This is a genomic window from Agrobacterium sp. CG160-95, assembly GCF_053521725.1.
This window is the reverse complement of sequence record NZ_JBNWDU010000003.1, coordinates 489,800-515,007: the sequence shown is the minus strand read 5'-3', so window position 1 is coordinate 515,007 and position 25,208 is coordinate 489,800. Positions and strand designations below refer to the sequence as shown.

General features: G+C 60.8%; 21 protein-coding genes. 7 read left to right on the top strand and 14 right to left on the bottom strand.

The genetic code is table 11. The features are described 5' to 3' along the window. Window positions 1-66: 66 nt before the first annotated feature. On the bottom strand, window positions 67-969 hold the full coding sequence (locus tag ACQZ63_RS13695; protein ID WP_111802279.1) for a sugar phosphate isomerase/epimerase family protein: 903 nt from the start codon (window positions 967-969) through the stop codon (window positions 67-69). A gap of 12 nt (window positions 970-981) precedes the next feature. Further along, window positions 982-2,016 carry a Gfo/Idh/MocA family protein gene (locus tag ACQZ63_RS13690; RefSeq protein ID WP_112155632.1) on the bottom strand — a complete coding sequence of 345 codons (1,035 nt, stop codon included), beginning with the start codon at window positions 2,014-2,016 and terminating at the stop codon, window positions 982-984. Between the two features lie 139 nt (window positions 2,017-2,155). Between ACQZ63_RS13690 and ACQZ63_RS13685 the strand changes: the two genes are divergently transcribed. After that, the gene (locus ACQZ63_RS13685; RefSeq protein ID WP_019566904.1) at window positions 2,156-3,193 is read left to right on the top strand and encodes a LacI family DNA-binding transcriptional regulator; all 1,038 of its coding nucleotides are present in this window, start codon (window positions 2,156-2,158) and stop codon (window positions 3,191-3,193) included. An 8-nt stretch (window positions 3,194-3,201) separates the two neighbouring features. Here the strand turns inward: ACQZ63_RS13685 and ACQZ63_RS13680 are convergent, their stop codons facing one another. Further along, on the bottom strand, window positions 3,202-4,080 hold the full coding sequence (locus tag ACQZ63_RS13680; RefSeq protein ID WP_112155633.1) for a hypothetical protein: 879 nt from the start codon (window positions 4,078-4,080) through the stop codon (window positions 3,202-3,204). Between the two features lie 129 nt (window positions 4,081-4,209). Further along, complete coding sequence (locus tag ACQZ63_RS13675; protein ID WP_448799274.1) at window positions 4,210-5,241, bottom strand: GlxA family transcriptional regulator; 1,032 nt, start codon at window positions 5,239-5,241, stop codon at window positions 4,210-4,212. 100 nt (window positions 5,242-5,341) lie between these two features. On the opposite strand from ACQZ63_RS13675, the gene ACQZ63_RS13670 reads away from it, so the two are divergent. From ACQZ63_RS13670 to purU, 6 genes are all read left to right on the top strand, one after another. Continuing rightward, window positions 5,342-6,595 carry a sarcosine oxidase subunit beta family protein gene (locus ACQZ63_RS13670; RefSeq protein WP_003518155.1) on the top strand — a complete coding sequence of 418 codons (1,254 nt, stop codon included), beginning with the start codon at window positions 5,342-5,344 and terminating at the stop codon, window positions 6,593-6,595. A gap of 11 nt (window positions 6,596-6,606) precedes the next feature. Beyond that, window positions 6,607-6,927, top strand: coding sequence for a sarcosine oxidase subunit delta (locus ACQZ63_RS13665; protein ID WP_019566908.1), 321 nt, complete (start codon window positions 6,607-6,609; stop codon window positions 6,925-6,927). Next, window positions 6,924-9,914: a sarcosine oxidase subunit alpha gene (locus tag ACQZ63_RS13660; RefSeq protein WP_448799273.1), complete on the top strand. Its 2,991-nt coding sequence runs from the start codon at window positions 6,924-6,926 to the stop codon at window positions 9,912-9,914. The genes ACQZ63_RS13665 and ACQZ63_RS13660 overlap by 4 nt, the downstream gene beginning before the upstream one ends. 13 nt (window positions 9,915-9,927) lie before the next feature. Continuing rightward, a complete protein-coding gene (soxG, locus tag ACQZ63_RS13655; protein ID WP_065705789.1) occupies window positions 9,928-10,482 on the top strand; it encodes a sarcosine oxidase subunit gamma family protein in 555 nt (184 codons plus the stop codon). 17 nt (window positions 10,483-10,499) lie between these two features. After that, on the top strand, window positions 10,500-11,768 hold the full coding sequence (glyA, locus tag ACQZ63_RS13650) for a serine hydroxymethyltransferase (protein WP_019566911.1): 1,269 nt from the start codon (window positions 10,500-10,502) through the stop codon (window positions 11,766-11,768). A gap of 90 nt (window positions 11,769-11,858) precedes the next feature. Then, window positions 11,859-12,743: a formyltetrahydrofolate deformylase gene (gene purU, locus ACQZ63_RS13645; protein ID WP_065705836.1), complete on the top strand. Its 885-nt coding sequence runs from the start codon at window positions 11,859-11,861 to the stop codon at window positions 12,741-12,743. 24 nt (window positions 12,744-12,767) lie between these two features. Here purU and ACQZ63_RS13640 read toward each other — a convergent pair whose 3' ends face one another. From ACQZ63_RS13640 to ACQZ63_RS13595, 10 genes are all read right to left on the bottom strand, one after another. Then, complete coding sequence (locus tag ACQZ63_RS13640) at window positions 12,768-14,861, bottom strand: mechanosensitive ion channel domain-containing protein (RefSeq protein ID WP_065705791.1); 2,094 nt, start codon at window positions 14,859-14,861, stop codon at window positions 12,768-12,770. Beyond that, window positions 14,858-15,475 (bottom strand): ParB-like protein, encoded by a 618-nt coding sequence (locus ACQZ63_RS13635; protein ID WP_065705793.1) that lies wholly within the window; start codon window positions 15,473-15,475, stop codon window positions 14,858-14,860. Before ACQZ63_RS13635 ends, ACQZ63_RS13640 begins: the two co-directional genes overlap by 4 nt. After that, window positions 15,459-17,090, bottom strand: coding sequence for a SulP family inorganic anion transporter (locus ACQZ63_RS13630; protein ID WP_376909215.1), 1,632 nt, complete (start codon window positions 17,088-17,090; stop codon window positions 15,459-15,461). Before ACQZ63_RS13630 ends, ACQZ63_RS13635 begins: the two co-directional genes overlap by 17 nt. Before the next feature lie 219 nt (window positions 17,091-17,309). Continuing rightward, window positions 17,310-17,705 (bottom strand): (R)-mandelonitrile lyase, encoded by a 396-nt coding sequence (locus ACQZ63_RS13625; RefSeq protein WP_003518141.1) that lies wholly within the window; start codon window positions 17,703-17,705, stop codon window positions 17,310-17,312. 163 nt (window positions 17,706-17,868) lie between these two features. Continuing rightward, window positions 17,869-19,782, bottom strand: a complete 1,914-nt coding sequence (locus ACQZ63_RS13620) for a PhoX family protein (protein ID WP_025595095.1) — start codon at window positions 19,780-19,782, stop codon at window positions 17,869-17,871. A gap of 129 nt (window positions 19,783-19,911) precedes the next feature. Next, window positions 19,912-20,625 carry a 4'-phosphopantetheinyl transferase family protein gene (locus ACQZ63_RS13615; protein ID WP_448799272.1) on the bottom strand — a complete coding sequence of 238 codons (714 nt, stop codon included), beginning with the start codon at window positions 20,623-20,625 and terminating at the stop codon, window positions 19,912-19,914. Between the two features lie 30 nt (window positions 20,626-20,655). After that, on the bottom strand, window positions 20,656-21,411 hold the full coding sequence (dhbA, locus tag ACQZ63_RS13610) for a 2,3-dihydro-2,3-dihydroxybenzoate dehydrogenase (RefSeq protein WP_013762274.1): 756 nt from the start codon (window positions 21,409-21,411) through the stop codon (window positions 20,656-20,658). A 13-nt stretch (window positions 21,412-21,424) separates the two neighbouring features. Next, a complete protein-coding gene (locus ACQZ63_RS13605; RefSeq protein WP_025595093.1) occupies window positions 21,425-22,294 on the bottom strand; it encodes an isochorismatase in 870 nt (289 codons plus the stop codon). A 73-nt stretch (window positions 22,295-22,367) separates the two neighbouring features. After that, entirely contained in the window at window positions 22,368-23,987 is a 1,620-nt protein-coding gene (locus tag ACQZ63_RS13600) for a (2,3-dihydroxybenzoyl)adenylate synthase (protein ID WP_065705796.1), read from the bottom strand. Between the two features lie 18 nt (window positions 23,988-24,005). Then, window positions 24,006-25,181: an isochorismate synthase gene (locus ACQZ63_RS13595; RefSeq protein WP_065705798.1), complete on the bottom strand. Its 1,176-nt coding sequence runs from the start codon at window positions 25,179-25,181 to the stop codon at window positions 24,006-24,008. Window positions 25,182-25,208: the final 27 nt, after the last annotated feature.

Here is a 25,208-nt window from a genome sequence, read left to right as displayed (position 1 = left end):
TAATCTCCTCCTCTTGGTTATCGTCTCTGCAATTACTGGAAGCCTTCTCCCAAAGGCTTCCATTCCTCAGGTGGGATCGACGACAAAATCGCCGCCCCGGCAATGTTTCAGATAGTTCAGGCCGTGTACCTGTCCCGTCATTTCCAGCGTGTCGCGATAGACGGGGTCATGCCAGCCTTCGATGTCGATCGAGCCGGACCAGCCGGCCAGGCGCAGTTCCGAAATAATGTCCGTCCAGTTGCTGTCGCCGAAGCCCGGCGTGCGCATGAAGACGAATTTTTCCTTGCCGAAAATCCCATGCTCACGAATGACATCCCAACGAATGGTCGCATCCTTGCCGTGCACGTGGAAAATCTTGTCCGCCCATTTGCGGATCTGCGGCAGCGGATCGATGAGATAAACCATCTGGTGGCAGGGTTCCCATTCGATGCCGATATTCTCGTCCGGCGTTTCGTTGAACATCAGTTCCCACGCATCCGGATTATGGGCGATGTTCCAGTCGCCGGTTTGCCAGTTGCCATCCATGGCGCAATTTTCAAAGGCGATCTTCACGCCCTTGTCCCCTGCGCGTTTGGCAAGCTCGCTCCAGATTTCCTTGTAACGGGGCAGGCTCTCGGGCAGCGGCTTTCCGCGCAGGCGGCCGGTGAAACCGGCAACGCAGGTGGCACCGAAGTGATGAGCATTGTCGATGCAGTCTTTCCAGCCCTGCAAGGTCTGAAGGTCGATTTCCGTTTCCTCCAGCGGATTGCCGAACATGCCGAGCGTGCCGATGGTGATGTCGCGGTCACCGATCGCGTCAAGTGAACGCTTGCCAAGCTCGGCAAGGTCCTGGCCGTTGGTCGTCTGCCAGAAGAACGGTTCGAAGCTCTCGAAACCAAGATCGGCTATCTGCCCGATGCGTTCAGCTGCCTGTCCCTTGGTGGCGCTGACCATGGTGCCGATGCGGATGGATTTTGCCGGATTGCTCACGTCTGTCGGTCCTTATGCTGCGATGGAAACGCGCTGGCCGATGCGGGCGCTTTCAATCGCGCCGATCACCATTGCCAGGCTGTTGATGTTGTCGAAGGAGGCCGTTTCCGGCATCTGGCCGGTATGGATGGATTGAAGAAACGAGAGTATGACGCTGGCGTGGCCGTGCGTATCCTTCTCGGAAATACTGTCGGAAACGTTTACGGTCTTGAATCCGCGTAGAAGACCCGGCTCTTCGCCGGCGACGGATGCGGAGAAATTGTCTTCGCCGTCCCAGAGGATCATGCCCTTGGAGCCAATCAGCCGCCAGCGGGCTTCCCAACTGGTTCTTTCGCCTTCCGCGCACCAGGAGCCGCGATAGGTGAAGACCACATCGTTGGAGAATTCGAATATGGCATTGGCGCTTGCCCCGTGGGCGTACCAGGAGCCTGCCGGATTTTTCTCCACGCAAAACACGTAGAGCGGCTTTTCATCGGCGACGAAACGCGCCGCATCGAAAGTGTGGATCGCCATGTCGAGAAGAAGAACGTTCTTCATCTCCTCGCGGAAACCGCCGAAATGGGGTCCGAGGAAAAAGTCGCAGTGAATGGCCGTCAAATCACCGATAATGCCGTCTTCCACGGCCCGGCGCAGCCGCCGGATGCCGGAGATAAAGCGCCGGTTTTGCACTACAGCATGAATTTTTCCGGCCTTTTCCGCCAGTTCCACCAGCTTTTCGGCTTCTTCCATCGAGGCCGCAAGCGGCTTTTCGCTGAGCACATGACACCCGGCTGCAAGACCGGTTGCAACCACGGCATACCGTGCCTGCGGGATGACGACATCGAACAGGATGTCGGCTTTGGTCCGTGCGAGAACATCGCGGAGATCGACGCCGATGATGACGTCGGTGAGGGAGAATTCTTCGGCAAGCGCGCGTGCCGTGTCTTCGTTCAGATCGACGAACCCGACTATCTTGATCGCGCCGAGAATGTCCGGCGTCGATTGAATGGCGCGCAGCCAGCCTTTGGCCATAGCTCCGCACCCGCATAAAACGGCGTTATATGTCATCTTCTCTCCCCGGTCTCTGGGCAAACTCCTCTTTGCGCAGAGCGTCGTAAACGTTTACGACACTAGGATGATCATGTTAGATATGTCAATACCGTTATTGGGGACGCATATTTCGTACCCGGCTCAGGAGGGGGAGTGCATGAAAGGAATTCGTCAGCTTGCCGATTATCTGGAGATATCGATAGGCACCGTTTCCCGTGCCTTGAACGGCAAGCCCGACGTTAACGAGGAGACGCGGCGGCGTGTTCTGGAGGCGGCGGAAAAACTTGGCTATGTCGCAAACCAGTCAGGCCGCAGCCTCAGGCAGGGGACGACTAACGTCATCGGCCTGATGACCGGCAGCGACGCGCAGACGGTGGAGAACTCCGACAACTTCTTCATGGGAGTGACGGATGGTTTGCAAAGCGTGTTTTCCGCTCACAATCTCGATCTTATCGTTCTGCCGTGTCCCGGTGAGGAAGACCCGGACGAATATCTCAAGCGCATGGTGGCGCGCCGCATGGTGGATGCGATGATCATTTCCTCGACCCGCCGTGTCGATAAGCGTGTCGATTTTTTAAAGCAGACCCGCTTGCCTTTCGTAACGCTCGGCCGCACCTCTTCCAGCGCCGATCATGCGTGGATCGATCTCGATTTCGAGGAGGTTGCGCGCAGTGCCGTCAACCGGCTCGCCGCTGCCGGTCATCGCACCATTGCGGTTGCCGCACCCGATAGCGACGTCAATCTCGGTTACGTTTTCATGGACGGGTACCGGCGCGGACTGGAGGAGAACGGCATTGCTTACGATCCCTCTCTGGTCATCCGGGCGAAATCGAGCGAGCAGGGCGGATATCACGCCGCCAGCGAGTGGCTACAGATGCGGCCGCGGCCAACCGCGCTTGTGCTGATCTATGAGTTGATGGCCCTTGGCCTTTATCGCCGTCTGGCGGAAGTGGGTCTGAAACCGGGGCGGGATCTTGCGGTCATCGGTTTTCGTGATGGTCCACGCGGCCAGTTTCTCGAACCGCGATTGACCAGTTTCCGCATGTCCCTGCACGATCTCGGTGTAATGGTAGCCCAGACGCTTCTGTCTACAATGCCGGCTTATGCGCCGTTTTACCCAAATCAGGCGCGTTACTGCGTCTGGCCGATGCAGCTTGTCGCTGGAGAGAGCGACCCAGGCCCCCCATCATTATAGGCGTGGCGTCAAAGCTTGTGGTCTCGAATGGTCGCAACGCCGAACGGATTGAATTTATATTCGTCCTCCTCATACCGCGTGTCATCGGACAGGTCGGCACGACGATCCTTCACGGCCGCTTCAACGCCGTCGCGGGTCATTTGATCGGCAATATCGTCAATCAGCGCGGCGATCTTCAGTTGCTCGCTATTGGTTGAGGGCTGCTGCTGGTCTTTTCGGGTGAAGTGTATCTCCACGTCAGGCAATCCGACCAGATGAAAGCCGACGCTCCCCATTCCGTCGGCATCGCCGCCGATGGGCCGGCGCGCGAAGGCTAGACGGCAGGTTCTGGCGAATGCCAGGGCGTCGTTTGCGGCCGCGTTACGGCGCGACTGTTCAAAGAGTTCCTTCCACCGCTGCACGCCATGGGCAACGCCGGCGCTTTCACCCTTTACGGCAACTGCGCCACTATCGAGCATGTGGTGCACGAACATCAGGGCTTTACCGCAGGTCGCCACGGCTGTTTCTGCGGCCATTGACGGGCCAAGCACATAAAGAACCGAGCCGTGGCCTGCGACTGCCTCCTCGTCACTCTCCTGATAGGCGTCCGGCTCGACACGATCCCAGCAGACATTGAAGGAGCGTTCCATCCTGTCGTCCGGTTCATCCTGCGAATAATCCTCATCGAGACTGAAATCGCCGGCAAATTTATCGATAGCGGCGCGAGCGCTCTGCCGCAGCGCTGCCAGACCATTTTCCGGGCCAAGAAAACAAAGGACATGCCGGGGTTTGTATTCGGAGCGGGATTGGGCAACTGCCGGAAGGTTGCTCGCGGCCTTGCCGACAGACGGTCTTCCCAGCACAAGGCCACCTAAAAGCGCGAGAACGCCACGACGCTCTGAATTCATCCCATTCCCCCCACGGCTCCCCTAAACAGGATCGAGGACTTTTATACCGGTACGGGCAAGTCTGACCATATCAAATACGTTGATCTATTTTTTGCAGGGCCCGACTTTTCGCAGGCGAACAGCAAAGCCTCAAGGTTGCGGCAACAACACGCCGACTGCGAATTCTTCGTCCGTTGTCGTGTGGCTAATCTGCGTTTTGCGATATTCGCTGGGGCTGAAGCCGCGCTCGGCACGAAGTGTGCGGGAAAGGTGTGGGGCGTCGCAAAACCCGGTGGCGAGCGCAATCTGGGTGATCGGGTCACGCGTGGTGCGCAGGAGGGAAAGGGCGCGGTCGAGCCGCAGCTCAAGATAGACCTTGGAGGGCGTTGCTTTCAGGTCTCCAAGGAAACGCCGTTCGAGGCTGCGTCGGCCAAGGCCGAGATCGCGCGCAAGTTCGAGCACGGTTCTCGGAACCTCGATGTTCTGCTGCATGCGCAGGATCGCCTTTCTGACCAGGGGATCGGTTGCCGTTCTGGTGCTCTGCTGGCCGGGCTGGGGTTTTTCGCCGCTGAGCGCACTGTCGATCATCATGATATTGAGGCTTTTGATGGCGGCCGACTGGCCGACATGGCGCTCCACAAGGAACGCCGCCAGATGCGCAGCACCATGGCCGCCCGAACAGGTCAGGCGGTTACGATCTATGACGAAGAGCTGGTCGGAGACCATCTGCTCGGCGTCGAACCGGTCGAGAAAATCCTGATGATGGAACCAGCTCACGCAGCAGCGATAACCATCCAGCAGGCCGGCTTCATGTAGAATGAAAACGCCGGTGCAGAGCCCGATAAGGGGAGTGCCCGCTGCCGCACGGTCTTTCAGGAACCGCAATGCCTCCGGCGGCAGGGCGCTGTGGTCGCTGATCAATCCGCCGACAACAACGATATAGTCGTAATGCACCGCGTCGATGAGCCGCGTATCCGGTTGCACCTTCACACCACAGCTCGATTGCACATTGCCAAGGGTCGCCGACAGCACGGACCATTCGCACAGGATCGGCCGGGAACGGTCAGCCTCATCGGCAGCAAGACGCAGCACATCGACGAAATTGGCGAAGGCCGACAGCGTGAACCGGTCGGCGAGCAGGAAGGCGACGCTGAGGCGTTTCTTGGCGCGATGAGAGCTCATGGCGCAAATATTCACGCAAACAGACGCGATTGTCCAGCCCGGCCGCTGTAAATCTCCGTAGGCTTTTGAATACCGAGAGTTCCAACCAGCAGGCCCGCTCATGACGCGTTTTAATGCCTTCAATCTCCTGCGGAATGCCCTGACCGGCCACAAGAACTGGGACGAGCAATGGCCCGATAGCCAGCCAAAAGCCGAATATGACGTGGTCATCGTCGGCGCCGGGGGGCACGGTCTGGGTGCGGCCTATTATCTGGCCAGCCAGCACGGTATCACCAATGTCGCTGTCATCGACAAGGGCTGGCTCGGCGGCGGCAATACCGGCCGCAACACGACCATCATCCGCTCCAACTATCTCTACGACGAAAGCGCGCGTCTTTACGATCACGCCGTCGATTTGTGGGAGAACTTGAGCCAGGAACTGAACTACAACGTCATGTATTCGCGGCGCGGGGTGCTGATGCTCGCCCATAATGTCCACGATGTGCAGAGCTTCAAGCGCCACATCCATTCCAACCGTTTGAACGGTGTCGACAATCGCTGGCTTACCCCGGAAGAATGCAAGGAATATTGTCCGCCGCTGAGCATATCGCCAAACGCCCGCTACCCGGTGATGGGCGGTGCGCTTCAGGAACGTGCCGGCACGGCGCGCCACGATGCGGTTGCCTGGGGTTATGCGCGCGGTGCTGCCGCCCGTGGCGTCGATATCATCCAGAATTGCCCGGTCACCGCCATTCGCCGCAATGCCGACGGGTCCGTCGCGGGTGTCGAGACGGCGCGAGGTTTCATCAAGGCGAAGAAGGTGGCGGTTTCCGCCGCTGGCCATACGTCCGTTGTCATGGATACCGCAGGCGTGCGCCTGCCGCTCGAAAGCTATCCGCTGCAGGCTTTGGTATCCGAGCCGATCAAGCCGATCTTCCCCTGCGTGGTCATGTCGAATGCGGTTCACGCCTATATCAGCCAGTCCGACAAGGGTGAGCTGGTGATCGGTTCGGGTACGGACCAGTATACCTCTTATTCGCAGCGCGGCGGCCTGCCGCTGATCGAACATACGATCGCCGCCATCGTCGAAATCTTCCCGATCTTCAACCGCATGCGGATGCTGCGCAAATGGGGCGGCATTGTTGATGTCACGCCGGATCGCTCGGCCATTCTCGGCAAGACGCCGGTCGACGGGCTTTATGTCAATTGCGGCTGGGGCACGGGTGGTTTCAAGGCCACGCCGGGCGCTGCCCACACCTTCGCCTGGACCATCGCGAAAAACGAACCGCACCCGATCAACGCGCCTTTCACGCTGGAGCGTTTCCGCTCCGGCCGCCTGATCGACGAGGCCGCCGCCGCTGCCGTGGCGCACTGAGGAGCTAACCCATGCTGCTGATCCGTTGCCCCTATTGCCATGAAACGCTGCCCGAAGCGGAATTCACCTATGCCGGGCAGGCCCATGTCGTGCGCGCGGCCGACCCCTCGTCTCAGAGTGATGAACAGTGGGAAGAATTCCTGTTCATCCGCGAAAACGCCAGGGGTCCGCATTTCGAGCGCTGGCGGCACCTGCATGGCTGCGGTCGCTTCTTCAATGCGGTGCGCGACACGGTGAGCGACCGTTTCCTGACAACCTATCGCGCAGGCGAGCCGCGTCCTGATCTCTCCTCCCTATCCAGCGCACCAGCCAGCTCCGAGGTGTCGAAATGAACTCCTATCGCGTTTCCGGCCGTGGCCGGGTGGATGCCGCCCGCTCGGTAAGCTTCACCTTCGATGGGAAGACCTATCGCGGCGTAAAGGGGGATACGGTCGCCTCCGCGCTTCTCGCCAATGGCGTACATCTCATGGGCCGCTCGTTCAAATACCACCGCCCGCGCGGCCCTGTAGCGGCGGGTTCCGAGGAGCCGAATGCGCTGATCGGCACCCGCCGCGGCTCCGGCCGGTTCGAGCCAAATACCCGCGCCACGGTGCAGGAAATCTGGAGCGGGCTGGAAACCACCTCTCAGAACAAATATCCCAGCCTGAAATTCGATATCGGCGCAGTCAACGACATGGCCTATATGCTGTTTTCGGCGGGCTTTTACTACAAGACATTCATGTGGCCGAAGAGCTTCTGGAACAAGGTCTATGAGCCCTTCATCCGCGCGGCGGCCGGTCTCGGCGTCTCGCCCACGGAAGAAGACCCCGATACCTATGCCTCGCGCAACCTGCATTGCGACGTGCTGATCGTCGGCGCCGGTCCTGCGGGTCTGGCTGCGGCGCGCGCAGCGGCGGTCGATGGTCTCAAGGTCGTGCTAGTGGACGAAAATGCCGAAGCCGGCGGGACGCTGCTGTCCGAGCCGCAGGCGCAGATTGACGGCCAGCCAGCATGGAACTGGCTGGCGGACGAGTTGAAGGCGCTGAAGGAGCGCGGCGTCAGGGTCATGACCCGCACGACGGCGATTGCCTACTACCACCAGAACATGATCGGCCTTTGCGAAAAGCTGACCGACCATCTCGAAACCGTGACCAAGGACATGCCGCGTGAACGCCTGTGGCGGGTGCGGGCGCGCCATGTGGTGCTGGCGCAGGGGGCTCTCGAAAAACCGCTGGTCTTCCATGGCAATGATCGGCCGGGCGTGATGCTGGCGGGCTCCGCCCAGACCTATCTGAACCGCTATGGCGTCAAGGTAGGCAACAGGCCGGTGGTGGTGACGAGCCATGACAGCGCCTGGTATGCCGCCTTCGATCTTCATGGCGCAGGCGCGCGGATGCAGGCCATCGTCGATACCCGTTCGAAGGTGCGCGAGGAACTGGTGAACGAGGCGCGCGCGCTCGGCATTCCGGTGCGGCTGTCGCATACCGTGACGGCGACTTCGGGCCGGTTGCGTGTGAAATCAGTCCGCGTCAATCCGGTGAATGGCTCCGCGGTCGGCGCGGGGCAGGAAATCGCCTGTGATGCGTTGCTGATGTCTGGCGGCTGGACGCCGTCGCTGCATCTGTTTTCCCATACGCAGGGCAAGATTGCCTGGGACGATCAGCGGACCACCTTCCTGCCGGCCATGACCAATGAGGATTGTGCAATTGCCGGCGCCGGGCGCGGGCTTTGGGGCATTGAAGCGGTGCTGAAGGATGGCGCCGAGCAGGGCCGGAAGATCGCTGCAGCCCTGGGCAAGACGGGCGATACCCGCGACTATGCGGTGGAGCACGACCGCACCGGCAGCGGCGTATCGCTGACGGAATTGCCGAGCGATCGCGATGCCGGCAAGGCCAAGGCCTTCGTCGATTACCAGAACGACGTGACCGCAAAGGATCTGCGGCTGGCCGTGCGCGAGGGCATGCGCTCCATCGAGCACGTCAAGCGCTACACCACCAACGGCATGGCGACCGATCAGGGCAAGATGTCCAATATCAACGGCCTCAACATCGCGGCAGAAGCGCTCGGCAAACGCCAGCCGGAAGTAGGCCTGACGACCTTCCGCCCACCCTATACGCCGACGACCTTCGGCGCTTTCGCCGGTTATCATCGCGGCCAGCATTTCGAGGTGACGCGCAAGACGCAGATCGACAGCTGGGCTGAGGAGCATGGCGCGGTTTACGAACCGGTCGGCCAATGGCGGCGCGCCTGGTACTTCCCCAAACCAGGTGAAGACATGGATGCGGCAGTCGGCCGCGAATGCCGGGCGGTGCGGCAAAGCCTCGGCATGTTCGACGCCTCGACGCTCGGCAAGATCGAGGTCGTCGGGCCGGATGCGGTCGAGTTCATGAACCGCATGTACACCAACCCGTGGTCGAAGCTCGCGCCCGGCCGCTGCCGTTACGGCCTGCTTCTGGGTGATGACGGCTTCATTCGCGACGACGGCGTCATCGGCCGCATGACCGAGGATCGCTTCCACGTCACCACCACCACCGGCGGTGCGGCAAGGGTGATGAACATGATGGAGGATTACCTCCAGACCGAATGGCCGGATCTCAACGTCTGGCTGACTTCCACCACCGAGCAATGGTCTACCATTGCGCTGAACGGCCCGAATGCGGCAAAGCTGCTCGCTCCGCTGGTCGAGGGCGTCGAGCTGACGGAAGAGGCTTTCCCGCATATGTCCTGCGCGGAATGCACGGTGGCCGGCATGCCGGCGCGGCTGTTCCGGGTGTCGTTCACCGGCGAGATCGGCTTCGAAGTCAACGTGCCCGCGCCGCTTGGCCGCAAGCTCTGGGAAATCCTGTGGGAGGCCGGCCAGCAATACGGCATCACCGCCTATGGCACGGAAACCATGCATGTGCTGCGTGCCGAAAAGGGTTACATCATCGTCGGCCAGGATACCGACGGCACGGTCACGCCCTATGATGCCGCGATGGGCTGGGCCGTGGGCAAGACCAAACCGGATTTCGTCGGCAAGCGTGGCCTCGCGCGCCCCGATCTCGTCGCCAAGGGCCGTCGTCACCTCGTCGGTCTTCTGACCGAAGACCGCTCGAAGCTTGAAGAGGGCGCGCAGATTGTCTTCGATCCGAAGCAGCCTATCCCGATGAAAATGGTCGGTCATGTCACCTCGTCCTATCATTCGGATGCGGTTGGCCAGCCGATTGCGCTGGCGCTGATCGAGGGCGGCCATGAGCGGATGGGAGAGACCGTCTATATTCCGATGCCCGAACGCACGATTGCCGCAAAAATCACCGGCATGGTCTTTGTCGATCCCGAAAACACCCGCCTGAAGATCTGACCCGGAGATGACAATGAACATGCGCGTTTCCTCCCCCGTTCCCGGCACGCTGGCCGAGAGCAAAGCAGCCCGGGTCAGCATATTGGCCGCGCAGGGGCGGCTGTCGCTGCGCGCGCGCGGCGATCTGGTCCCGCTCAATAGAGCCCTTGGCCTGACCTTGCCCGACCGGATCGGCGCTCGCACTGCTGCAGGCGAAATCGAGGCCGTGCGCCTTGGTCCCGACGAATGGACGATCCTTGCTCCCGTTGGCGCGGTCGACAGGGTGATTGCGGCCTGCGCTGGCATTTATGCCGGCCATCCGCATAGTCTCGTCGATATTTCAGGAAGGGAAGTGACGCTCGCGATCAAGGGGCCGCTCGCCGCCGAGCTTTTGACACTCGGCTGTGCCCGCGACATCGACACCATTCCGGTTGGCGAGGCCCGCAGAACGATTTTCGATGGCGTGACCGTGGTGCTGTGGCGCGATGCGCCGGATGGTTTCCGTATGGATATCTGGAACAGTTTCGCGCCGCATCTCGGCCATTTGCTTGAAACCGGCTGCAAGGAACTTGCCGCCGAAATCGCCTGATCCTTGAGGAGGAAACAATGCTCAACCGTCTGTCCCATAATGCCGTTTCGGATACGGTGATTGCCGACGCCATCGCCGAGGAACTCGATCGCCAGAAAACCCAGATTGAACTGATCGCTTCGGAGAATATCGTGTCCGCCGACGTTCTGGCGGCGCAAGGCTCGGTGCTGACCAACAAATATGCCGAAGGTTATCCCGGCAAACGCTATTATGGCGGCTGCGAATTCGTCGACAAGGTCGAGCAGGTCGCCATCGACCGGCTGAAGCAACTTTTCGGCGCGGAGTTTGCGAACGTTCAGCCGCATTCCGGCGCGCAGGCCAATCAGGCGGTGTTTCTGGCACTTCTTCAGCCGGGCGACCGGATTATGGGGCTTTCGCTGGCCCATGGCGGCCACCTGACCCACGGTTCGCCGGTCACCATGTCGGGCAAGTGGTTCGATGTCGTCTCCTATGAGGTGGATGCAGAGACGCATCTGATCGATATGGAAAAGGTTCGGGCAAAGGCGCTGGAAACCAGGCCGAAGCTGATCGTCGCAGGCGCCTCGGCCTATCCGCGCCAGATCGATTTCGAAGGCTTCCGCAAGATCGCCGACGAGGTTGGCGCATGGCTGATGGTCGACATGGCCCATTATGCCGGCCTGATCGCCGGCGGCAAATATCCAAATCCGGTGCCGCACGCCCATGTCGTCACCTCCACCACCCACAAGACCCTGCGCGGCCCTCGCGGCGGCGTCATTTTGACCAACGATGCCGATCTGGCAAAGAAGCTGAATTCGGCCGTCTTCCCCGGCAATCAGGGCGGCCCGCTGATGCATGTCATCGCTGCCAAGGCCGTTGCCTTCGGCGAGGCGCTGCGGCCGGACTTTGCCGACTACGCCGGTCAGGTCATAGCCAATGCTCAGGCTCTGGCGCGAGTGCTGACGGATGGCGGTCTGGGGATCGTGTCTGGTGGAACCGACAGCCACATGGTTCTGGTCGATCTGCGTCCGAAGGGCGTTACCGGCAAGGTTGCCGAAATCGCTCTTGAGCGGGCAGGTCTCACCTGCAACAAGAACTCCATTCCCAACGACCCGGAAAAGCCCTTCGTCACCTCGGGCATCCGGCTCGGCAGCTCGGCCGGTACCACGCGCGGCTTCGGCGTGGCCGAATTCGAGCGGATCGGCGTGCTGATCCTGCGCGTCATCGACGCGCTGGCTGTCAGTGCCGAAGGCAATGCTGAGATTGAGGCGAACGTGCGGGCCGAGGTTGCAGCGCTGTGTGAGGACTTCCCGATCTACGGCGCGTAACACGCTATTATCGGTCTCGTTAGCCATGATCGGGCAGGGCGGCATCACCGCCAATGTGCCCGATCGCTGATCCATCAAGGGGAGCAGGATTTGACCAGCTATGTCATGAAAGTCTCGTGCCCGGCACGCAGCGGCATCGTTGCTGCCGTGTCCGGATATCTCGCGCGGTCCGGCTGCAACATCAACGACAGTTCGCAATTCACCGACCTGGAAACGGGCCGCTTTTTCATGCGGCTGAGCTTCGTTTCGGAGGAAGGGATGGAACCCGCTGCTCTCGTCGCAGGGTTCGCTTCCGTCGCCGCCGATTTCGACATGGAATACGATGTCCATGATCTCTCGCGGAAAACGAAAGTCGTGATCATGGTTTCACGCTTCGGCCATTGCCTGAACGATCTGCTCTACCGTTCCCACATTGGTGCATTGCCTGTGGAGATTGTCGCTGTCATCTCCAATCACCTCGAATACCAGAAGCAGGTGGTGAACGAGGATATTCCCTTTCACCACATTCGCGTCACGCCGGAGACGAAACCGGAAGCCGAGGCGGCCATACTGCAGGTGGTGCGCGATGCAGGCGCCGAACTCGTCGTGCTGGCGCGCTACATGCAGGTTCTGTCGGAACGGCTGTGCCAGGAAATGTCTGGCCGCATCATCAACATCCACCATTCCTTCCTGCCTTCCTTCAAGGGCGCAAACCCTTACAAGCAGGCCTATGAGCGCGGCGTGCGACTGATCGGCGCGACGGCCCATTACGTCACCGCTGATCTCGATGAAGGCCCGATCATCGAACAGGACACGATCCGCGTCACCCATGCCCAGAGCGGCATGGATTATGTGAGCCTCGGGAGGGACGTGGAAAGCCAGGTTCTGGCACGCGCCATTCATGCCCATATCCATCACCGTGTCTTCCTCAACGGCAACAAGACCGTGGTGTTTCCAGCTTCGCCGGGCGAATATATGTCCGAACGAATGGGATAAGGTTGGGGCGCGGTTGCCGGAGGCCTATTCTTCCACCGGCCCCGTCCCGTCGCTTGCTTCGGGCTCCTGTGGCCGCGCGCTTCGTGTAGATGTGGGATAGGCGCCCGCCATGCTGGCGAACTGGATGTCGTTTTGCGCAAAGGCATCCTTCAGCATCGAATAGGCCTTGCGGCGCACCATGGAGGATTGCCCGCCGGCGCGCAGCATCATGCCGAAACCAAGCGTCATGCCATATTCGCCGAATTGCTCGACACCCTTCAGCTTGACGGTTTCGATCAGGAACTGTCCGAATTCCGGGTCTTCCTTCAGCGCCTTGCCGATCTCCTTGGTAATGGCCCGGACCTTGGCAATGTCAGTATCGAAGGCGACCGTGACGAGGAATTTGTCGATCGACCAGTCGCGGCTCATATTTTCGACGGCGCCGAGCGATCCGAACGGCACGGTGAAAATCGGGCCGCGATGGTGCCGCAGTTTGACCGAGCGGATGCTGAAGGATTCCACCGTGCCGCGGTAGGAACCGCTCTGGATGTATTCGCCGACGCGGAAGGCGTCGTCGATCATGTAGAACACGCCGCTGATGATGTCCTTGACCAGCGTCTGCGAACCGAAACCGATGGCGATGCCGAAGATGCCGGCGCTCGCCAGCAGCGGCCCGATATTGACGCCGAGTTCCGAAAGTGCCGTCATGACCGCAACCGCGGCGATGATGATGCCGAGCATGTTGCGAAGGATCGGCAGAATGGTCAAAAGCCGGTCATCTTGCGGCTGGCCCACACCCGGTTGGCCGCTCATCGGGTTGCCGGCGGGTGTACTCAACTCCAGCCGCCGTGCGATCATCGACTTGATCGCGATCCAGACGAGATCGGCAAGAAGCAGGATCAGCGCCCCGTGCAGGACGCCGACGACGATCGACGTCAGCAATGCGCCATCGGGCAGGGAATTCGGATGCGCGCGCACGAGGAAGATCAGCCACAGGATGGCAGTCCCGACGATTGCAAGCCGCACGCCTCGCTCGACCAGTACCGGGCGAAGATCGCTTTCCCCATAGGTGCCGATGTCGGTTGCCAGCTTTCGCGCCGCGATGCCAAGCGTCGAGGCAAGGCCGGGCAGAACCAGCGCATAAAGCCCGATCCAGAACAGGACCCCGGCACCGGCAAGCCGCAGCCCGAAGAGGATGATGAGGCTGAAGATCAACGCGACGTCGATTGCCCTTGCCCGCTCCGAACCCGGATCGCCGACCGGGCGACGCCAGATCCAGATGCATGCGAGCAGGAACAGGAGCCCGACCATGGCGGAGGACAGAAGCCCGAGCGTTTCACGCGGGACATCGAGATTTTCGAGCGTCCTGAGCAGGGACCAGAAAATGCCGGCAAGTGTCAGGAGCCATGTCCAGCGGACGATCCAGAAATCGCGCCGGGCATAGGCCTCACGGCCAACGACCCGCCGCAGCAGGCGCGTGAAGGCAAAAAGCAGCGGCAACACGATGCTGGTTGCAAGCCAGGGCAGCAGAACGGCGCTCAGCAAAGGTGACCATTGGATGGCAAGGAACATGGCGGTGGCAGCAATGCCGTAGCCGAAGACGGGCAAAAGCCTCCGCGATACGACAGACGAGGCCTCCTTGCCGATATCCGCGCCGTTCCTGCGGGAGGCCTGCATCGCTATGATCCGGTTCGTGGCAACGCCGCCGGCAAGGCCCGCACCGAACAGGATGGATACGTGCAGCAAGAAGACGGCTGCACCGTAGTTTCTGATCTCGTCGCAAAGCCTTCCCAGCGCCGCGATGATCTGCGTGGACATGCCGGGCAGGTCCCTTGCGAGGCGGCCTAGGTGTTCGCGCCGCTTGCTTGCCCATTGGTCGAGATCGCTCAACTGGCTCTGCGGCGTCAGTTCTGGCGGCTGCTCTGTCCCGGCGGCCGCAAGCTTCTGTGTGAGAAGGGCACGAACATCGTCCTGTCCCAGAAGCTGTAGCAACTGGTCGACTTTCTGCTCTGTCGTCTGTTCCGTAGGGGCCGGTCTCGCTGGCGGCGGTAGTTCCTGCGCAGCTAGGCTCGCCGCGCCCAGTACGAAAACTGCGATGGCAGCCGCCATCACTCGGAAAAGGGAGGGAAGGGTTGTCATCGGTCCGCTCCACACCATCCAGGCAGATGCCGCGCATCGCGCGAGCGTGCCAGTTGCATCGCTTCCTCCACAGCGTCCTCGAAGGAATGTCGCAGCTTCTTGTCTCCCACCCGGCGGCGCAGGAAATCCGCCCAGAGGAATTCACTGAAGGGAGCGTCTATTTTGGCAAAACCGCCAGCGTCGCGAACCGCGCCGGCCAGCGCGCGGAAGGGATCGTCCTTGAGATCGACGATCCGTTTGGGAAGGTTTTCGATGGGATGGCGCACGCCATCCACGTCGAAAGGATAGACGAAGTTGCGATGGTCCATCACCGACCAGAATTCCTGCCGGCCGAGATGGGAAAGATCGGCAACGATACTGGTCAGGACATGTTTCACGCCTTCCTCATGCAAGGCCAAAGCGAGGTGGTGGTGGTCCACCAGATAAAGACGTTGTTTGTGACCAAGGACGACGGGTACCATGTGGTGTCCGAGGAAGTCGGCTCCCTTTTCCTCACGGATGGCGGCCCATTGCCGGCGCTTGTCCTCCACCTCGCGCAGACCGACTGTCATCTGCGTTGGTTTGAGTGAGGTGATTTCAACCGGGGTCAGATGCGGTTCAAGATTGTGTGGCAAGGCTGTCCTCCCGATGCATGGCCGCCGTCACGGCATCATCGACACTGAAATTGCTGCGCGCCACCATGTCGGATCCGCCGCCGACAAGCAGCAGATCCTTCACATGGTCGTGCATGCGCGCGTAATAGACCACGATGCTGCTGCGCTGCATCGCTGCATCGAACTCCAGCAACGCATCAAGCGCGGTGGAATCCAGTTCGAATGTTTCCTCAAGGCTGACAATCGCGATGTGCAGTTCCGGCCGCGCAACGATGTATTTGGTAACGGCGGCAAGGATCGGTTCCGCATTGCCGAAGAAAAGCGGCTGTGCGGGCCGGAGAATAATCATGCCTGACACATCCTTCGCATCCGGGTGGCGTTCCATGTCGACAAAGTCGTGGCTATCGCCCAGCCGGCCAAGATGCATGACATGCGGTAAGGAAAGCCGGCGAACGAAGACGGCGAAGGAAAGGGCGACGGCGACAAGCATGCCGTTCAGCACACCGAAGGCAAGTACGCCGGCTGCGGCGGCAAGTGCCAGATAGGCGTCGTTGCCGAGCCGCCATAAACGGATGATGGGCGCGGGGTCGAGCGCATGCAACAGCGCCACGGCGATCACGGCGGCAAGGACTGCTTCCGGGATGAAAGCGAACCATCTGGCGGCGAGCAGGCTGAAGACCGCCAGGCCGATTGCGGCGATGGCAGAGGCAAGCCGGCTTTGCGGCCCAACCGCCTCGCTTGCTGCGCCTGCGGAAAAACCCGCACCAACCGGCATACCCTGCATGGCGGCGCTGGCGATATTGGCAAGCCCGAATGCTCTGAGTTCGCGATTGGAATCGACAATTTCGCCATGGCGAAGCGAAAAGCTTCGGATGGTGCCCCATGATTCCGCAAAGAGGATGAGGACGAGTGGCGGCGCGAAGCGGGCAACATGCGCGACATCGTCGAGCGACACCGAAAACGGGCCCGCCCATATGCCGGCAAGATCGATCTGGCCGACGACGGCGACGCCCCGACTTTGAAGGTTGAGCAGGATCGAGATGGCAATTCCTGCCACGATGACGACGAGGCTACCGGGGATGGCGGGGCGCCTGCGCAGGAGAAGCAGCACGGCGAGTGCCACAACGCCGACGGCGATGCTTTCAAGGCTCCAGTCCTGCGGGCGGGAGAGGATTTGCAGGAGAATGGAAAGCGGCTCGCCCGACTGCGCCTTTATCCCGAAGAGGCTCGGCAATTGCTTTATGGTGATCAGAATGGCGAGGCCGAAGGCAAAACCGCGCAGCACGGGGCGTGAGATGACACTCGACAGGGCGCCGAGCCGCGTGGCAGCCGCAAGCAGAAACAGCAGGCCCACCAGAGCGACAGTAATGGCAACAAGCAGCATCTTTTGCGCTGGTGTGACCGAGAGCGTCGCAAGCATTGCCGCCAGGATTGCGGCGGAGGACGATGTGGGCGAGACGACCGCAAAACGGCTCTGGCCAAAAATGGCATAGACGATGCAGCCCATGATGGCGGCAAGGATGGCGTGCTGGGCTGGAACGCCGGCAATCCCCGAATAGGCGATCGCTTCCGGTAACATCAGGCCGGCAATCGACAACCCCGCCACCACATCGCGGCGGTTGAGTGTCATGGGCATGGAATTGCAACCGCATTGGCGGTGATAAGGGCAAGGACAATTCCACCGGTTAAGATCACGATTCTCCACCATGTTCCCGCGACGCGATGAAGGTTCACCCAATGCGCATACGAGTCAAAGTTAAAATCGCGCCCCCGAAATATTTCGGCTCTTCCGGATGTTGCTTAACGCTGGAGATCGTCCGGCAGGCAGGACGAGCGCCATTTCGGCCAGGCCACTTCAGCCACCATACTGATCGTCCGTGACGTGCTCCATCCAGTCCACGACCTTGCCGTCTTTCACTTCCTGAAGCGCGATATGCGTCATGGCGACATCGGGTGCCGCCCCGTGCCAGTGCCTTTCGCCCGGTGCGAACCACACGGTATCGCCGGGGCGGATTTCTTCCACGGGGCCACCCTCGCGCTGCACCCTTCCAAACCCTGAAACCACGATCAGGGTCTGTCCGAGCGGGTGCGTGTGCCATGCGGTTCGCGCGCCTGGTTCGAAGGTGACCTGAGCGCCCTGAACCCGCTCTGCATCGAACGGGTTGAACAGAGGATCGATACGGACCGTGCCGGTAAACCATGCCTCGGGGCCTTTGGTTGAGGCCCGTGTTCCCGCGCGCAATATTTCCATGGTCATTCTCCTGACTGGTATCGTGTGGGGAGATTTGAAGCGGTAATGCCTCTCTTGTCCACTGGCGAGTGAAAATTCAGTCAGGCCGCATCGACCCTTGGTCACGGGTGACAGGAACCGGATCTCCGCTATGCCGAGACCCGGTTCCGCCTAAGCCAAAGCGTCAGCCGATCTGCGCGTTGTCGTCACGCTTGATGGCGATAACGGTGGAGCGCGGCAGCTTGCCTTCGCCATCCGGGAAGGGGGCGTCGGGGTGCTGGATGCCGACGAAGTGGGTACGCTTGTCGCCGGACCATGTCTGGCCGGTAACTTCAGAACCCTTCGGCGCGGTCAGGAAACGTTCGATACGGCCGGTCGCCGGATCGCCTGCCAGCATCTGGTTATTGCCCTGGCCGGCGAAGTTGCCCTCGTTGCTGTCCTCTCCGTCGGTCTGGATCCAGAGAAGACCGGTCGAATCGAACATCATGCCATCGGGCGAGTTGAACATGTTGCCTTCGTTGATGTTCGAAGAGCCTGCATAGGCATCCTTGTGAACGGTGGGGTTGCCGGCCATGCAGAACAGGTCCCACTTGAATCTGCCGTCCGCGTGATCGTCGTTTTCCGGGTACCAGCGCACGATCTGGCCGTATTCGTTCTTTTCGCGCGGGTTGGCAGCATTGATCGCCATGGCGTCGCCGCCAGCATTGGCGCGCAACTTGCCGTCTTTCATTTCGCCGCGACGGCTGTTGTTGGTAAGGGCGCAATAGGCTTCGATGGCGACCGGGTTGATGGCGACCCATTCCGGGCGGTCCATCGTTGTCGCGCCCACTTTGGAAGCGGCCTGACGGGTGAAGACGCAGATTTCATCGATCTTCATGCCTGTCGTCTCAGGCGTGAGAGCCAACCATTCACCAGCGCCGTCGTCCGAGAACCTGGCGACGTAGAGCGTGCCTTCGTCTAGCAGTTTCGAGGTGTCGCCACCGGGCACGTAAATGCCGTTGGAGACGAATTTGTAGAGGAATTCGCCACGCTCGTCATCGCCCATGTAAACCACCACGCGGCCGTCACGGGCAATCACCACGGCGGCGTTTTCGTGCTTGATGCGGCCGAGGGCGGTGCGCTTGATCGGGGTGGAGGAGGCGTCCGAAGGATCGATCTCGACCACGTAACCGGCGCGGCGCGGCTCGTTGGGGTTCTTGGCGACATCGAAACGCGCATCGAACTTCTCATAGGCGTAACGGGTCTCGGCGACGATGCCGTAGCGCTTGTAGTCATCCGGCAGCTTGAAGGCGGCATCAGTGGTACCGAAATAGCCGTTGAAGTTTTCCTCGCAGGTGAGGTAGGTGCCCCAGGGCGTGCGGCCGGCGCCGCAATTGTTGAAGGTCCCCAGACAGTCGACACCCTTCGGATCTGCGGCGGTCTTGACGAGGTCCGAGCCTGCGGCCGGGCCGGAAAGCTTCATCGGGGTGTTGTGGTGAATACGGCGGTTGAACGGGCTGTCGAGAACGATTTCCCAGCCTCCGGTGCCTTCCGCAACTTCCATGACGGTGACGCCCTGCATGTTCTGCAGGATCTTGACGTCGTCGGCCGTTTTCGGGTTGCCCTTTTCGGCATGCGGCAGGTTGGTTTCGGGGTTTACATATTCATGGTTGACGGCGATCAGCTGGTGATTGCCAACCATGAACAGTTCCATGCCGTCAGTATTTTCGCCGAAGACCTTGTCGGAGTTTTCAACGCTGACACCCTTGGTAGGGTCGAGGTCGGGCACGTTGGAGAACAGCGGCTGGCCCCACTTGGCGACTGGCTTCCAGCTGTAGCCTTCCGGCACGTGAATGGTGTGGTCGGTCGCGGCAGCCACCGGCTTGAAGGGGAAACGGCCGGCTGCCGCTTCCTGCGCTTCCGCCGAGGTGCTGGTCATCAGGTTGCCGAGCGTGCCCATGGCTGCTGCGGCCGAACCGAAGGCAAGCACGCCACCGAGAAAGCCGCGGCGGGAAATCGCGGTCTCGACCACGCGGTCGAAATCGGTTTCGGCCGGCGGCGGGTTTTGCAGCTCGTCCCACGCATCCCAGGAAAGCTTGCTCGTATCGATGTCGGTCATATCGTGTCTCCACCGTTGCATGTTTGGAATCATTCCAACACGGTGCGTACCGTTTCAGTGTTTCACACAAATGACGGGAACAACGACTTTAAATATGATCTTCACAGAAAAGGATTCTGTATTTTTCCCTTAATGCGGGAGAAGGATACGGGTGAGCAAAAAGCCTTCGAAGCGGCAGAAGTGGAAAGCAATGTCCGTTCCCTTGCGCCACTCGCCGCTGATGTCGGTCGTCAGCCGAAGGGATGCTGAACCGCACTCTTCATAGCCGGATAACTCCGCCGCCTCGAAAAAGAACAAACGTCTGACGGTCGGATAAAGCGCTTTGAACAGGCTTTCCTTGGCCGAAAAGATCAGCCCGGTCATGAAGGGATCGATGTCGTTTCCAAGACTGAGGCGTTCGTTTGCGGTCAGTACCTGCGGGGCAATATCGCAAGCTTCCTCCTCGCTCAGAAGCCTTTCGATATCGATGCCAATGCCGCAGAACCGCTCGGAAGAGCCGGCAAGCGCAATTGCCCGCTCGTGGCTGTGGGAAATCGCGCCGACCACGCCTTCGGGCCAGATAGGGGCGCGATCCTCTCCCACGCCGGGAAAGGCGGCGCGGCCGGTCAGACGGCGTATGGCTTCGGCAGCACATCTGCGCCCGGCTATAAATTCCGCCTTGCGTCTGGGCGCAGCGCGCAAAAGCTGCGGCGGCAAGGGAGGGACCTTGCCGCCGCGCCCTTCTTCGGCGCTGTAATGAAGGGTGACGCAATGACAATCGCATCTGTCGTCCGGCCAAGGCCAGATGGCCTGGGGTGGATCGCCGGAAACAGCTTCGCCGTGAAACGCCGGCGCGTTGGCCATATCTGTCATCCTCATCACGCGGACCGATGCTCAGGCGGCAAGCGTGGCGCCGCCATCGACCACGATCTGCTGCATCGTCACATGGCCTGCCTGATCGGAGGCAAGGAACAGCACCGTGTCGGCGATGTCGTCCGGCCGCGCGATCTTGCCCAGCGGAATGCCGAGCTTGAACTGCTCGGGAAGACCGGCGACCAGTCGCTGTTTGCCGCTGGGATCGTTCAGCATGCCGGCCAGCATCGGCGTATCGGTGGAGCCGGGTGACACCACATTGCAGCGCACGCCATAGGGCGCGAGTTCAAGTGCTGCACAATGGCTGAGGCTGACGAGTGCGGCCTTGGAAGCACAATAGGCGAGCATGCCGATGCGCGGCACAACGGCGGCGTTGGAGGCGATGTTGACGATTGCCCCGCGCCGCTGCCGCTTGAAGACGCCGCTCCATTGCCGCAGCAGGTAGAACGGCCCCGCAGCATTGACATCCATGCAGGCGTTCCAATCCTGCGGCGTCAGGCTTTCGCTGTCGCCGAGCCGGAGGATGCCGGCGGCGTTGACGAGAATGTCCAGCCCGCCCCATTCCTTCTCGATCGCCTTGCTCGCCGCCTCCACTGCCGCCGCGTCCGTGATGTCGAGCGTGATCTGGCGGAAGGTTGCATCGGTTGCATCGGCAATGAGGTCAAGGCCGATGACCTCGGCCCCTTCCTCGGTGAAACGCTCGGCGATGCGGCGGCCGATGCCCTGCGCGGCACCCGTCACCAGCACGCGCCGCCCGTTAAATCTGTTCTGCATCATCTTGTCCGTCCGCTCAGGCCGCGAGCCGCTTTTCTTCGATCAGCGCCCACCAGGCAGAAAGCGTCGGTACGCGGGCAAGCTCTTCGAAGCCCACGATGACGCCGCGTTCCTTCAGTTCGCCGGCAAGCTTCATCACCTGCAGCGAATCCAGCCCATAGAAGATCAGGTTCTCATCCGGGTCGATGTCGCTCTCGTCCTCCACCATTTGCAGGACGCGGGCCTTCAGCCATTCGCTGATATCGGTGGTCTCTCCCGCGCCGGCAAGGCTTTCAGTGTCGATCACCACGCCGCAGCGTGTTGCCACATATTGCAGCGCCATGCGGTGTTCGGCTTCGGAAAAATCGGCGACGGCATCACCCAGCATGAAGGGCTGAATATCCTTCATGAAGGCTTCAACAGCCGTCATCATGCAGCCGATATGGGCGTAGACGCCGCCGATGATGATCTGGTCGCGGCCCCACCCCTTCATGCGCTCGGCAAGGTCTGAACGCTGGAAGGCGCTGTAGCGCCATTTGGTCAGCACCACATCGTCGGGCGTCGGCGCAAGCTTGTCCACGACCTTCTGCAACTCCGGGTCGACCACGGTCAGGCCCGGTCCCCACATGTCGTTCAGAAGCGCGCGGTCGGCGGCAGGCTGGTCGTGCGGCTGGGCGGTGTATATGACCGGCACGCCGTTCTGAACCGCCCATGCCTTTACCTTTGCAAGATTGTCGATGAGGGTTGTCATCAACGTGCCGTCGGCCTCGTAGAACCGCAGGAAATAACGTTGCATGTCGTGGATGAGCAGCACGGCGCGCTTGGCGTCCGGCTGCCATTTGGTCTTGTTGGCCGGAAAGCTTGCTGCGACCGGCATCGGATAATCGGAAATGGTGGGGATCGTCATATTGACCTCGATGGTTTGGCGCATCGGCATGGGCGACACGCAATTTTCAAATGGTTGAGGCGTGCACGCTCAATTACGCCGGGATTGGCGCTGCGAGCATGTCGCGCAGACGTTTCTTGTCGATCTTGCCGACGGCAGTAAGCGGCATGGTGTCGATGAAACGCACCCGGTCCGGCAGCTTGTAATCCGCAACACCCAGAGCAGAGAGATGCTGGCGGATGGCCGGTGCCTTGAGAGCGGGATTGCGGGAAACGACGAAGACGCAGCTTTTTTCACCGAGGAGTTCGTCCTGCATCGCCACCAGTGCGGCATGCGTCACATCCGGATGCTGCAGGATCAGGTTTTCCACCTCTTCCGATGCGACCTTCTCGCCGCCGCGATTGATCTGGTCTTTCACCCGGCCAACCACCCGCAGGTAACCTTCGGGCGTGCGCTGAACGACATCGCCGGAATAATAAAAACCCTGGTTGTCGAAGACGCGCGCGCTGTGCTCGGCGGCGCGGTAATATCCGCGAAACGTATAGGGGCCGCGCGTCGCCAGCATGCCGGCTTCGCCTTCTGGGACGTCGTTGCCGTCCTCGTCAACGATGCGGATCTCGTCATCCGGGCTGATCGGCCGCCCTTGCGTGGTGAAGACAATATGGTCGGGATCACCGGCGCGGGTATAGTTCACCAGACCTTCCGCCATGCCGAAGACCTGCTGGAGGGTGCAACCCAGCACCTGCGGCACCTGACGGGCTAAAGCTTCAGCAAAGCTTGCGCCGCCGACCTGCAGCAGCTTGAGGGATTTCAGCCGTTCGCGATGGGCGGGCGCCACCTGTAACCACAGCGCCACGGCCGGCGGCACCAGAGGCACAATGTCGACGCCATGTTTTTCGATGAGGTCAAAGCAGGCAAGCGGCTCGGGATTGGCCGCCATTACCACGGTGCCGCCAGCGTGGAACACGCCAAGCGCACCCGGCGAACTCATGGGGTAATTATGCGCCACCGGAATGGCGCAGAGGAAACGGGTCTGCGGCGTCAGCTCGCAGATTTCCGCACTGGCCCGGGCGCTGTAGTCATAGTCGTTATGCGTGCGGGGGATCAGTTTCGGTGTTCCGGTGCTGCCGCCGGAAAGCTGGAACAACGCTACCTCATCGGCTGCCGAAGGGCCGTAATGCGGCGCATTTTCGGCGGGTGATGAGAGCCATTGTTCGAGGCTGCGCTGCGGTTCCGCCTCACCAAGCAGCAGCGTCACGGCAAGCTGCGGAGAGGTAAGCTTCAGCGCCTCCAGAAACGTGTCATTGGCAAAAAGCTCGTGGGAACGCGAGCCGATCACCAGATTTGGCGTAATCTGTTCCGCATAGGAGGTCATTTCCAGCCGGCGATGGCTGAAAAGCGCATTGACGGGTGCAGCGCCGATTTTCATCAGAGCGAAAAAGACGAGATAGAACTCCGCGATATTTGGTAATTGCACCAGTGCCGTATCGCCCCTGCCGATCCCGGCGGCAGCCAGATGCCCGGCAAGATTGGAAGATTGCCGGTCGAGATCGGCATAGGTGAAGCGGCGGTCGCCGCAGATCAGCGCGGTCGCGTCCGGCCGAAGTTCCACCTGCTGGGTGAGGATGTCGCTGAGCGGTCTGTCGATCCAGTAGCCGCGGTCGCGGTATCGGCGCGCCAGATCTTCGGGCCAGCGTTCAAATTCGATTGTCATGGTGTGTCCCTGGGAAAATTAGGCAGAAAGACCGCAGGCGTTCAGCATGGTCTTGAGCTTGGTCTGCACCTCGGCCCACTCGGATTCGGGTTCCGAGGCTTCAACGATGCCGGCGCCTGCGAACAGCCGCACGGTTTGCCGTTGCACGGTGCCGCAACGGATTGTCACCACCCATTCGCCGTTACCCTCGGCATCCGTCCAGCCGACCATGCCGGTGAACAGCCCACGCTCGAAAGGCTCGACGAAGCGAATAAGCCTGCGGGCACGCTCGGTGGGGAAACCGCAAACAGCAGGTGTGGGATGCAGCAGGCACGCGAGTTGCAGCGCATTGGTCTCGGGATCAGCAAGGCGACCCTCGATGCGCGTTGAAAGATGCCAGAGAGCGGCCGTGTTGATGAGGGAGGGCTTTTCGGGAACGTCGATTTCAGTGCAGCAAGGCGTAAGCAGCGAGCGTATATCCTCGATCACGAGGCTATGCTCGTAATGGTCTTTTTCCGAAGCCGAAAGCCGGTCTGCATTGGCCTTGTCCGCCACCGGGTCAGCCATGCGTTTTGCCGAGCCCGCGAGCGGGTTCGAGATGACTTTTTCACCCTGCTTGCGGATGAGGAGTTCGGGGCTCACGCCGATCAGATCGCCGCCATCGGGCAGCGGAATGCGAAACTGGTAACCCTCGCGGTTCTGTTTGGCGAGGCTGGCCAGCAATCTTTCGACATTGACCTCGGAGGCGAAGGTCAGTTCACGCATGACGGAAAGCACCGCCTTGCGGACATCGGAATGGCGGAAATTGACGATGGCATGCTCGACGGCGCGCTTGAAACCATTTTCATCGGGCAGGCTGTTCTGGCCGACAAGCGCTGGCATGGCCGAATCAGTCGAGATCGAAGCGGTATCCTTTGGATTCCACTCATGGTTGTTGGGGATGTATAAGCAGGATGGCTCGTTGACGTCGAAGGGGATGGCGCCAATGGCGATGGGATTGTCCTGTCCGGCCCTGCGCGCCCTCTCGAAAGCGGCCTTTATCGCCTTCTGCAAAGGGCTTCCCGCGTCTTCGGCGCCATGGGCAGGAATCGTTATCCTTTCGCGAATGCCTCTGGCACGCAGTTCGCCCGAGCCAGAAGTGAACAGAAATTCTCTATCAAAATCAGTAATTTCGTCGGAATCGACGTCATTCGTCCTGAGTGCTCCCGTTTTCATGGGATGCCTCCTGTGCGAGTGGTTGAC

Coding starts and splice junctions, on each gene's coding strand:
- ACQZ63_RS13675 (WP_448799274.1), bottom strand. CDS start 5,241: ATGAGCTCTCATCGCGCCAAGAAACGCCTCAGCGTCGCCTTCCTGCTC.
- ACQZ63_RS13630 (WP_376909215.1), bottom strand. CDS start 17,090: ATGCCCATGACACTCAACCGCCGCGATGTGGTGGCGGGGTTGTCGATT.
- soxG (WP_065705789.1), top strand. CDS start 9,928: ATGAACATGCGCGTTTCCTCCCCCGTTCCCGGCACGCTGGCCGAGAGC.
- ACQZ63_RS13685 (WP_019566904.1), top strand. CDS start 2,156: ATGAAAGGAATTCGTCAGCTTGCCGATTATCTGGAGATATCGATAGGC.
- ACQZ63_RS13605 (WP_025595093.1), bottom strand. CDS start 22,294: ATGACGATCCCCACCATTTCCGATTATCCGATGCCGGTCGCAGCAAGC.
- glyA (WP_019566911.1), top strand. CDS start 10,500: ATGCTCAACCGTCTGTCCCATAATGCCGTTTCGGATACGGTGATTGCC.
- ACQZ63_RS13600 (WP_065705796.1), bottom strand. CDS start 23,987: ATGACAATCGAATTTGAACGCTGGCCCGAAGATCTGGCGCGCCGATAC.
- ACQZ63_RS13660 (WP_448799273.1), top strand. CDS start 6,924: ATGAACTCCTATCGCGTTTCCGGCCGTGGCCGGGTGGATGCCGCCCGC.
- ACQZ63_RS13640 (WP_065705791.1), bottom strand. CDS start 14,861: ATGACAACCCTTCCCTCCCTTTTCCGAGTGATGGCGGCTGCCATCGCA.
- dhbA (WP_013762274.1), bottom strand. CDS start 21,411: ATGATGCAGAACAGATTTAACGGGCGGCGCGTGCTGGTGACGGGTGCC.
- ACQZ63_RS13680 (WP_112155633.1), bottom strand. CDS start 4,080: ATGAATTCAGAGCGTCGTGGCGTTCTCGCGCTTTTAGGTGGCCTTGTG.
- ACQZ63_RS13595 (WP_065705798.1), bottom strand. CDS start 25,181: ATGAAAACGGGAGCACTCAGGACGAATGACGTCGATTCCGACGAAATT.
- ACQZ63_RS13690 (WP_112155632.1), bottom strand. CDS start 2,016: ATGACATATAACGCCGTTTTATGCGGGTGCGGAGCTATGGCCAAAGGC.
- ACQZ63_RS13625 (WP_003518141.1), bottom strand. CDS start 17,705: ATGGAAATATTGCGCGCGGGAACACGGGCCTCAACCAAAGGCCCCGAG.
- ACQZ63_RS13615 (WP_448799272.1), bottom strand. CDS start 20,625: ATGGCCAACGCGCCGGCGTTTCACGGCGAAGCTGTTTCCGGCGATCCA.
- ACQZ63_RS13620 (WP_025595095.1), bottom strand. CDS start 19,782: ATGACCGACATCGATACGAGCAAGCTTTCCTGGGATGCGTGGGACGAG.
- ACQZ63_RS13670 (WP_003518155.1), top strand. CDS start 5,342: ATGACGCGTTTTAATGCCTTCAATCTCCTGCGGAATGCCCTGACCGGC.
- ACQZ63_RS13665 (WP_019566908.1), top strand. CDS start 6,607: ATGCTGCTGATCCGTTGCCCCTATTGCCATGAAACGCTGCCCGAAGCG.